The sequence below is a fragment of the Citrobacter sp. Marseille-Q5395 genome (assembly GCF_947057495.1).
Taxonomy (GTDB): Bacteria; Pseudomonadota; Gammaproteobacteria; order Enterobacterales; family Enterobacteriaceae; genus Citrobacter; species Citrobacter murliniae.
Window position 1 is genome coordinate 1 of sequence record NZ_CAMSEL010000061.1, and the last position, 1,654, is coordinate 1,654.

The window sequence follows — 1,654 nt, forward strand, 5'->3', positions numbered from 1 at the left end:
AGGCGGTGGAAAAAGGTTTCGCTGACACGCTTGAACCAGAACTGCAGGCCGCGGCCTGTGTGAATCAAAATAAACTGAAGGATTACCAGAATATGCCAGAACAGATTAACAACCTTTTTGGGCCGCGCGCCGAAGCCCCTGTAAGTCAGCCGCAGCCCGCACAAAACCCGGCTCCGCAGGCCGTAAATAACTCACCTGCACCACAACCAGCCCAGCAACCGCTGGCAGGAAATATCGACATTACCGCGCTGGCCGCCCAGCTCCAGCAGCAGATGCAGGCGGCGAATACTGAACGAGTAAGCGCAGTTTCCGCTGTGTTTGATGCGTTTCCTGCTTTCGGCTCGCTGAAAGCAGAATGCATCACGGATATTTCCTGCTCAGCGGAACAGGCCCGCACCAAATTGCTCAATGCGCTGGCGGCAGGGACTACTCCGAGTGCCGGTCCGGGTGCAGTTCACATCCATGCGGGTAACGGGAATATTGTTGGTGATTCCATTCGTGCGGCGGTGATGAAGCGTGCGGGTTATGCGCAGGCGGAAAAAGATAACGCCTACAACGGGTATACCCTGCGCGAACTGGCCCGCGCCTCGCTGGTGGATCGTGGTATCGGTATTTCTGGTGTCGGTACCGCACAGGCGATGGTTGGGCTGGCGTTCACCCACAGCAGCAGCGATTTCGGCAATATCCTGATGGATGTGGCGCATAAGGCGGCATTGCTTGGCTGGGATGAGGCCAGCGAAACATTCGAACAGTGGACCCGTAAAGGCACACTGACCGATTTCAAAACCGCACACCGCGTTGGCCTGGAATCACTGGCATCGCTGCGTAAGGTTCGCGCCGGGGCGGAATATAAATATGTCACCATTAAAGATCGCGGTGAGCCGATTGCACTGGCCACCTATGGTGAGCTTTTCAGCATTGACCGCCAGACTATCATCAACGACGACCTGGATATGCTGACGCGTATCCCGCAGGCAATGGGGCTTGCTGCGCGAGCTACTGTAGGCGATCTGGTCTGGGCTGTACTGACCAGCAACCCGAAAATGTCGGACGGTAAGCCGTTGTTCCACGCCGACCATGGCAACCTTGTTGCAGCCGATCTGAGTATTGAAGGGCTGGATACTGCACGTAAGGCAATGCTGCTGCAAAAATCCGGCGATCGTCGTCTGAATATTCGTCCGGCCTACATGCTGACGCCAGTGGCAATTGAGTCACGGGCAAACCAGCTGATTAAGTCCGCCAGCGTACCGGGCGCAGACGCGAACAGCGGGATCGTTAACCCGATCCAGAACTTTGTGACAGTGGCTTCTGAGGCCCGCCTGGATGACAGCAGCCCGACGGATTTTTACCTGACTGCTGCGCAGGGGCGCGACACCATTGAAGTGGCCTATCTGGACGGTATCGACACGCCATATCTGGAACAGCAGCAGGGCTTTACTGTGGACGGTGCCGCATTCAAGGTGCGCATTGATGCGGGTGTGGCCCCGCTTGACTGGCGCGGGCTGGTTAAAGTCACCAAAAAATAACGACCGCCGCCTGGCGGTTTTTTTATCCCTGAAGGCGGCGCTGGTCGCCTTTTCCTTTTATGGAGAAAAAACATGGCGAATAACTATCAGCAGGACGGTACCACACTGGATTATCACAATGCGGGTGT

1 protein-coding gene is annotated in these 1,654 nt (G+C 56.2%); it reads left to right on the top strand.

Annotated features, from left to right (window positions below; genetic code table 11):
- Positions 1 to 1,526 (top strand): ClpP-like prohead protease/major capsid protein fusion protein (locus tag OH663_RS25930; RefSeq protein WP_263525942.1); only part of this gene is annotated, 1,526 nt, incomplete at its 5' end.
- Positions 1,527 to 1,654 lie beyond the last annotated feature (128 nt).